At 58.5% G+C, this 8692-nt stretch carries 6 protein-coding genes; 3 read left to right on the forward strand and 3 right to left on the reverse strand.

The genetic code is table 11. From position 1 onward, the window contains the following. Nucleotides 1-86: 86 nt before the first annotated feature. The 3 genes from HX783_RS24925 (at nucleotide 87) to HX783_RS24935 (ending at nucleotide 7592) form a co-directional block, all read left to right on the forward strand. Entirely contained in the window at nucleotides 87-1013 is a 927-nt protein-coding gene (locus tag HX783_RS24925) for a LysR family transcriptional regulator (RefSeq protein WP_177018620.1), read from the forward strand. Between the two features lie 157 nt (nucleotides 1014-1170). Further along, nucleotides 1171-6168: a hypothetical protein gene (locus HX783_RS24930; protein WP_256347290.1), complete on the forward strand. Its 4998-nt coding sequence runs from the start codon at nucleotides 1171-1173 to the stop codon at nucleotides 6166-6168. Nucleotides 6169-6239: 71 nt separating this feature from the next. Continuing rightward, nucleotides 6240-7592: a sodium:proton antiporter gene (locus tag HX783_RS24935; RefSeq protein ID WP_177018621.1), complete on the forward strand. Its 1353-nt coding sequence runs from the start codon at nucleotides 6240-6242 to the stop codon at nucleotides 7590-7592. Here the strand turns inward: HX783_RS24935 and HX783_RS30070 are convergent. The 3 genes from HX783_RS30070 to HX783_RS24945 form a co-directional block, all read right to left on the reverse strand. Beyond that, the gene (locus HX783_RS30070; protein ID WP_256347291.1) at nucleotides 7583-7717 is read right to left on the reverse strand and encodes a hypothetical protein; all 135 of its coding nucleotides are present in this window, start codon (nucleotides 7715-7717) and stop codon (nucleotides 7583-7585) included. The two genes, HX783_RS24935 and HX783_RS30070, sit on opposite strands and share 10 nt — an antisense overlap. Before the next feature lie 11 nt (nucleotides 7718-7728). After that, the gene (locus HX783_RS24940; protein WP_159956433.1) at nucleotides 7729-7941 is read right to left on the reverse strand and encodes a hypothetical protein; all 213 of its coding nucleotides are present in this window, start codon (nucleotides 7939-7941) and stop codon (nucleotides 7729-7731) included. Between the two features lie 80 nt (nucleotides 7942-8021). Next, complete coding sequence (locus HX783_RS24945) at nucleotides 8022-8567, reverse strand: hypothetical protein (RefSeq protein ID WP_159956432.1); 546 nt, start codon at nucleotides 8565-8567, stop codon at nucleotides 8022-8024. Nucleotides 8568-8692: the final 125 nt, after the last annotated feature.

Consider the following 8692-nt stretch of genomic DNA (forward strand, 5'->3'; position numbering starts at 1 on the left):
CGTAGAAAAGCAATTACTCTAGATCATCCGAGGTTGAATAGGGCTCAACGCCCCGTGCAACCGAACTCCTATAAAAGAGGCTTGATATGGCGGCTTTCAATCGTTCCGAATTGGCCGATCTCAATGTGTTCATGGCGATCATTCGCCGCCGCAGTTTTCGCCATGCCGCTCACGAATTGGGGGTGACCACCTCGGCGTTGAGCCACACCATGCGCAACCTGGAAACCCGTCTCGGCGTAAAGCTGCTGTACCGCACCAGCCGCGCCGTCGAGCCCACCGACGCCGGCACGCTGCTCGCAGAAAAGCTCAGCCTGGGCTTTGCGACGATCCAGGATGGCCTCGACACGCTTGAGCTGTACCGCGAAGCCCCCATCGGCCGCTTGCGCCTGAACGTGCCACGGGACGCCGCAGTGCTGCTGTTGGCGCCGATCCTCGGCGATTTCGCGAACGCTTACCCGCAATTGCGCCTGGACTTGATCGTCGAAGACCACCTGATCGACATCATTGCCGAGGGCTACGACGCCGGTATCCGCTATGGCGCGACCGTGCCCCAGGACATGGTCGCGGTGCCGCTGACTGGCGCTTTGCGCTGGATCATGGTCGCGTCCCCTGCCTACCTCGCCCGGCGCGGCACGCCGCAGGCACCCAAGGACCTGCTGCAACACGCGTGCATCCGCATGTACCTGGGCGACAAGACCACCTACAAATGGGAACTGGGCAACGGCCCGCGCCAGCAACGCATCGACGTGCCCGGCAACTTCAGCGCGGCCGACACCGAGACCATCGTCAATGCCGCGCTGCAAGGCGTGGGCATTGCTTACTGCCTGTCCAACCGCGTGCAGCAGGAACTGGCGGACGGTCGCCTGGTGGAAGTGCTTGCCGACTGGGCCTGCATCGGCGAGCCACTGTGCATGTACTACCCGAGTCGTCGCCAGTCACAGCCGGGGCTGCGCCAGTTGATGGACATGATTCGGATGAAAACCATCGGTTCGCAGTTAATCGAAACACATTGAACCGTAGCTCGAAGGCTGTCCTGGCCGGGGTGACACATGGATTAACGACTTAATCCGACGGTTGATGGAATTAATCCGACGCTGTTGCGAAGTAAGGAAAAAACGCTGCTCGCCGACCCGGCGAGTCAGTATTCCCAGACGCCAAGGGACAGTCCTTATGAACAGTGTTTCCAATCCGATTGCCGCGCGCCCTCAATTCGCTCCACCGCCACCTCCCCCTCCGCTGCTGTCCAGGCAAAAGCGTGACGACGCCTCCGCCCCGCAACCCGAAGTCACGACGCGTGCAGGCGGGGACAATGAACTGGCAATGCAATACGTGATTGCTTTGAGCCTGGCCGGCAATCGCATGAAAGTCGACGACTTCGACTACATTCCGCCCCACTCCACATTCGGCCAATGGTGGAAGCAGTTGCATGATGCCTTCCAGTCACCCGAGGTTCAGCAGTGGATCCAGGCCACGGGTATCGACACCTCCACAATAAAACTCGATCCGAAATCAGGTCAGCTCTCCTACTCCCTTGAGCGCACGCTTGACCCCCAGCGCACGTTGCACACGGTCGGCCAGGACGACAGCCAGTGGGCCGCCATCAGCGGGCCGATCCTGCAGGCTGCGCGCGTCATCGGCACGGACTACCGGCTTACACCTCCGGTCAACAGCACGAACGTACCCGTGCCCTGGTGGATCGTTGGGCATTTTTATCAGGAGCCACAAAACCTGACGCTGGCCGGAATGCACCGGCGGGCCGACGAGATCCGCTCGCAGCAGAACTTCAAACCCCTCGATCCAACCCGCTTTGCGGATTTGATCAAGTCGCGCAGTGAAGATGCACTCCAGGACCAGCAAGCCGTTCTGGGCGACATTCGCAACCGATACCGGGCAGGCGAAGCGCTGCAGCGCCTGGCGACAGCCTTGAGCAATGGCAGCAAGGACGTGGGGCAAATCCAGGCCGAACTGCAAAAAACCGTACCGCTGTCCGCCGACGGCACCTACTTCCCAACGGGCGCCGGCGAATCAAACGAAGTCAGCCTCACGCAATTGTTGGAGGATCATGGCTGGGACATCCCCACCACCTACGAACAGGTGGTGAACCTGGCAGATGCCCTGACCACCGCGCCGCCCAAGGCTGCCACCCATGGCGACCTGGGCGGCGCGCTGAGCTGGCCCGTGCCGCTCGACCAGAAAAGCCAGGAACAACTGAGAGAGGCTATACGCGCGGGTGAACTCGGCGGCATCCCGTTGACGCCGTTTAACAACGTGCTGGACTACCTGCTCAATGGCAGGCCAATCACCACGCAGGAACACAGTAATCCACGCCTGTTGATCGACACCCTGCTCAGTTCGCCCCGGGGCATTGAACTGGGTAAGGCCCTTGAGGCCAGCTTCGCGGCGCGCTCGGTTAAAGGCAGCGCCACCGACTGGCTGCTGGCGGCCTTGAACGTGGGCAGCACCGGCCGCACCGGCGAAGCAACGGCGATTGAGGGCTATCAACTGGTTTCGGTTGCCAACCACAACAAGCACCCGTCGGCGGTCGTCGAGGAGCTGGCGGCTCATCTGGTGTCCAACGGCACAGCCCGTTCCGTGGACACCGCGCGGGTACACGCCCACCTCATGCTCGCCAGCCGCGCCCCGCAATTCATGGTCAAGGGCATTCCCAAGGAAGTGGGGGTGGGCACCCACAGCTGGGTCAGCTTCACCACGGCGGTCGCTCGCATAGAGGCGAAAGCGCCGGGTGCGACCGCCACAATGAGCTACGCGCAAATCATGCTTGCCGCCAGCACTGCACCGATATCAGAGGACGAACGCCAGGTTGAGTATGCCGCCCAGAACCAGGCGATCAAAGAATGGGCGATCCCACATGGCATGGACTACCCGACGACCGACACCGCCCTGGCCGAGGTGCGCAAGGAATTCGATGCGCAGCTGCGTGTGCTGAGCGCAGCCGCCGCGACGCCGGACATCAAGATGCCGATGACCGACGCCATCGCCAACGAATTCATGAAAGAAGCCTTACCGGGCGTGGACCCCAAGCTGTTCGATAAAAAGTGCATCAGGTCAAAGCCCTCCAACCGCCACTTTCCCGGACCTTATTCGCTAAAGGATCTGTTTCTCGATGGCCGGGCACTGGTGGGGGCGCCACCCGACTCGAACACTGATTGGGGCGTAGGCCGTGGTATTTTCAAATTCCTGACGGGCAACGGTATTACTATTGCGGCTGACGGGACACCGGCGGTGTGGGTCTCATCATCGGCTGATGTCAAGGTCAACGAGATGCTGGCAAAACTCAAAGGACTGCCGAGTCCGCAGGAGCAATTTGATGCGGACTTTGCGAAATACGAAGACGCCATCAAAAAGACCACGTCAGCGGCGTTCAAATACGGGATTTCCAAACTGCCGCTGGAAGACCAGCAGAATCTGCAGTACGGCAAAATAACCGTGCGCAGGGAAATCGACTACGACAGGCCTGACTTGCCTCAGCGTACTGAAAACGGCGTGCTGCTGTTCGAGACCAAACGCTACATCAACGGCAAGTTGAGCGTCATGACGTATGCCTACGATCGACTGAAGGGCACCTTCACACGGCGGCCGGACAAAACGTATGAGGAAAGAGTGCCAAGCGAGGGTTGGTACCCGGCCAAAGGTAAAAAATACGACCTGATAACTCCCGCAGGCCAACACCCACCGGGGATCACCGACGAACGCCAAGGTGCTCAGGGTGCGCCCAATAGCTTCTCCAGTGACCGAACCCAATACCTTATCGATGCCGTCATTGAAGACATGGACCTGCCTGCGGTACGCCAATACGCCAAGGGTGCAACAACCTTCGAGACTGAAGTCCCGACCTACAAGATCGTAGGCGAAATTGCGCTGAACCTGATCCCGCTCAGGTCAGCCATTATCAACTTCAAAGAAGGCAAGATTACCGAAGGCATTGTCGACCTGGCCTTTGATGTCTTCGGCTTTGTGGTCGGCCTCGGCGCCGCCGCCAAGGCCGCAAAAGCCCTGTCTGCCGGTGCGTCCGCACTCTCCAGGGCCGCCCAGGCGGTCAAGATCATCGGCCGGGCGGCGGTGGGCGCACTTAACCCCGTTGGCGGTATTGATGATTTGGCGCGGGGTGTTTTCCAGGCCGGGGGCTATGTGGTCAATAAAGCCTATAAGGGTGTCAAACAACTACGCGCCGCCTATTCGGGGGTCAATCTGCTTGAGTTGGCAAAAAAAGGCGACGTGGCGCAGGGAACAATCAAAGCGGCCAATGGTGCGGGCAGCCGTAAAGTCCTGGCCCAACGCGACGAGGCGACCGGTCAGTGGTACGACTTTAATCCACGCACCAAAAGATCCACCGGCAACCCGATGACGAACTTCGTCCCCGATGCGCCCGTGACTACAAACGCCAACAGTTTGCACGCCATCGCCAGTGATGATGTCGTGAAAACTGCCAGCCAGCGATACGGCCTGGCGGCAACGGGCAGGTTCAAGGTCGGGCAGGAAACTGTCGAGGGGCCTGCCGTGATGTATCAAGGTAATTGGCATCAATACGATCCCTTGAAGAACCGGGCTATTGGCCCACCGCTGCTCGATTTCACCCCAACCCGCGTCGCGGTCAATGGCGAAGTCATTACCCTGGACCCTCATCTAACGGGCTATGAAGCCAAATACATCGCCTCGGACGCGTTATCGACTCAGGGCACACAGGGCAACGTGTACGTGGGAGCGAGTAAAAAAGAATATGTAAAGGTCGATGGGTTGCTTTATGAATCCAGGTTGAAAGACGGCCAGCGCGTCATCCTCCACCCCAAAGGTGCGGGCCCCGATATACCTGTCAAGGATCTGGGCGTATCCGGGTGGGTGCCGGCGGCAAGAGCCGAGCAGTTGCTGGGGGGCGCGAGCAGCGCGCCGGGACGCTGGGATTTGGGGCATGGCAGGTTTGCGGTGCCGATAGATGATATTCACGAAACGAAAAATTCAGCGACGCCCTTCTCGCTTACGTATGAGGGCCTCAATCATAAAGTCACCTTCGACAGCATAGCCGGCGCGTGGACGGAAACCCAATTCGTCTTCGGTACCGATAAGGTACAGACTCACTTTTATTACTGGAGAACGGGGAAAGGCCAGTGGCAACGCGGAACGTTTGATGAGTTTTCAAACGCCAATAAACTGGAATCGAAACTCTACAAGCTGGTTAATATTTCGACGCCACTGGTTTTAGGTATTCCGAAAGACTTAAAACCTGTGCCAACCAAACTGCACTATTTTTGGGCAGGCAAGGAAATCCCGCAGCACTTGATCGACAACATGGCCAAAAACGCCAGCCGAGCGCCGGGGTACACCTCCATCTTGCATGTTGACGCCGACAGCCCGATTATTTTTCAACAGATCAAGGCCAAGCTGCAAAGCGAGGTGCCCGGCATCACCATCTCGAATCTACGCGAGGACAAGGCTTTCGAACCGGTGTTGAATAGCGAGATGTACCAGTATTACCGGCAAGGGCAAGGGAAAAACCTGGCTGCGACTTCGGACGTGGCACGTTATCCGATCACGTATGAAGATGGCGGCACGTGGCTCGACACCGATGATCTCATTCAAAACACCGTCACGCCCGATCCGATGTTGGCAGGCGCGAACGATATACTACTCGGCGGGCCGACTACACATTGGGCCACCGACAATAATGCCTTTTATAACACCAGCCATTTTGCAACACGACCGGGTAATCCTGTGCTGCTCGACGTAATGGAAAGGCAAAAGAAACAGTTTGAGGCAAATAAGAATTACTTCAAGGCCAATCGAGAGTATGCAACTGTAGGGCCTGATGGTGAAGTTACCATTTCCGCACCATTCCAGGTTTATGAGACGAAAATATTCGATACCGTGGGGCCCAATGTGTTTAACGACGTTCTCAAGTCGAAAAGACCCGATATGTACGAAGTGGGTTTTGATGGGGGTTACAAGAAAGTCAAGCGCGTAGGAAAAAAAGTCGAGGGAGTAGGCCCGGTTGCCGATGTCGCACCAGAGATACTTGAGGGGTACAGAAGAAATGGCATTACGCCTCCTGATCGTCTGGCTAACCGAATACAGCAGATGAAGGAGCATTACTTGCCGCTCCAGTACCGGTTCAACATCAAGGTGGGCTCCGAGAATTCCTGGCGCTTTACCTGATCGAAGTACATTGAACCACCACTCGGCCGTCGTCCTCCAACCTGGATAGACCACGGCCGAGTGCAATTACAATGACATTTATTCTATGGTTGGCGGTCTTGGGCGCTGTACTGCTCACGCTCGCCCTCACCTCTTCCTACCTGCGCTGGATGCCGGTGACCACCTCGGCGGTGTGCCTGTTGCTGGGCGTGGCCATCGGCCCGCTGGGCGTGGACCTGTTGCACCTGGATATCAAAGGTTCCGCACGCTGGATGGAGCACCTGACCGAAGTCGCAGTGCTGTTTTCGCTGTTCGTCAGCGGTTTGAAATTGCGTTTGCCGCTGCGTCATCGAACCTGGCGCATTGCCTATGGCATGGCGGGGCCGGTGATGCTGCTGACCATCCTTGGCGTCTGCCTGGCATTGCATTACCTGTTTGCGTTGTCGTGGGGCGTATCGCTGTTGGTCGGCGCTATTCTTGCGCCGACCGACCCAGTGCTGGCCGGGCTGGTGCAGGTCAACAATGCACAGGACTATGACGCGCTACGCTTTGGCTTGTCCGGCGAAGCCGGTTTGAACGATGGCACTGCGTTTCCCTTTGTGATTTTTGCCCTGCTGTTCATGCAACATGGCGGGTTCGACGGCGACTGGTTCGGTGGCTGGGTGTTGAAAAACCTGCTGTGGGCGGTGCCGGTCGGGCTGTTGACCGGCTACTGGATGGCCCGGGGCATTGGCCGTGTGACGCTGTGGATGCGCATCACCAACGAAGACAGCACCTTGTCGCCCAATGACTACCTGACCCTGGCCTTGATTGCCCTGGCCTACGTGGTGGCGGAAGCGCTGGGCGGTTATGGCTTTCTGTCGGTATTCGCCGCCGGGCTGGGCCTGCGTCAGGCCGAATTCAAATCCACCGGCAATTCGCAGACACCGTCGGAGCACTTGGCGCTGCCAGTGGTCGGCCATCTGGAAGTGGAGCCTGCGCGCGCCCTGCAAGGTGATGTCAGCGAGCTGGCCGATACGCAAATCGCCGCCGGGGTGATGATGGGCGACATGCTCTCATTCGGCAGTTTGGTGGAGCGTTCGATGGAGGTATTTCTGGTCACCGTGCTGGGCATTGTGCTGGCCAGCCATTGGGATTGGCGAGCAGTACCCGTGGCGGCGCTGCTGTTTTGCGTGATTCGCCCCTTCAGCGTCCTCGCAATGCCGTGGGGCCGCCTGATCGACTACCGCCAGCGCGGCTTGATCGGCTGGTTCGGCATTCGCGGCATCGGCAGCATCTACTACCTGTTCTACGCGCTCAACCACGGGCTGATCGGCACCAGCAGCGCGGTCGCGGTCGACCTGACGGTGTCAGTGATCGCCTTGAGCATCGTCGTTCATGGCCTCAGTACCCAGCCGATGCTGGTGTGGTATGAACGACGTGCCAAGGTGAACGCTCAGTCCTGATTTTCGGTATGGCCAACATCTGCCGCGTCATCCAGATCGTTCAGCGGCACTTCTGCATCATCCATCAATGAGCCTGGGTCTTCGTTGCCCGGGTCATTGAGTTCGTCGTCGTCTTCTTCTGACATGACTGTCTCCTCTAACCGCCTTGGGTGTCGATATCAGCATCGGTTTCAGGCTTGGCCTCAGGCGTTGGCTTGAAATCCGGGCTGTAGTCGTTGTCCTTGGCTTTGGGGTCTTTCGCCGGCGTTGGGTCTTTGGGCGCATCGGCGGCAGTACCGGGGGCCGGTTCGCCGCCATCGATGGCCGGGTCGTTGCGGTTGCTGACTTGCGGATCGTTACTTGTGGTCATGGTTCACCTCTTCGCAGTTTTGGAAAACACAGGCTGCGTAAAGGTAAGGTCCTGCGTGGGGGGATGAAGTTCCAACTGTCTTATGACACCGGGTTATCAACCTGGATATAAAACGCATACGCGCCCAGCAATACCCAGAACACCATGAACAGCCACGGCGCACGCATCGAAAACAGCAACGACTTGCGGTAGCCCTTGTGGGACGACTCGGTCTCGCAGAACAGCGGCGAATCGTCGTAGGCCAGGCCCATTACCGGCTCGCTGCGCAGCAATTCACTCTGCTTGTAGTGCCAGTGGTCGATGATTTCGTACGCAGCGCGGATACCCGGCCAGGCGTTAAGGGAGCTGAGCACGCCGAGGGAGGCCAGGAACACCGGCACGATGAGGGTGAAGAACTTGCCCCACTCAGGGTTCAGGTTGCCCATGCCGGAAACGAAGGCGATGACCAGGAATGACTGCGCGGTGAGGTAGGCATCGGTGCGGTTGGCCAGGATGGTGGTTTCGTACTGGATCTCGCGGCGGTAGAAGTCGAGTCGGTCTTTGGGGGAACCGAAGATCTTGGCGTTGTGTTCACTGTGATCGGTCAACGACGCTTCGGGGGTGTCGGGGGAGATGATTCTGGGCACAGCGTTGCTCCACACGAGTTCGAATCTTGTTAGAAGAATCGGGGCTGCGTGAAGTTCAAGTTTGTTCATGCACCATTTTGGAACATGCCCTGCACCTTTGTGGCGAGCGGGCAGGCTTAAGCCCG

The organism is Pseudomonas sp. D2002 (assembly GCF_013385735.1).
Taxonomy (GTDB): domain Bacteria; phylum Pseudomonadota; class Gammaproteobacteria; order Pseudomonadales; family Pseudomonadaceae; genus Aquipseudomonas.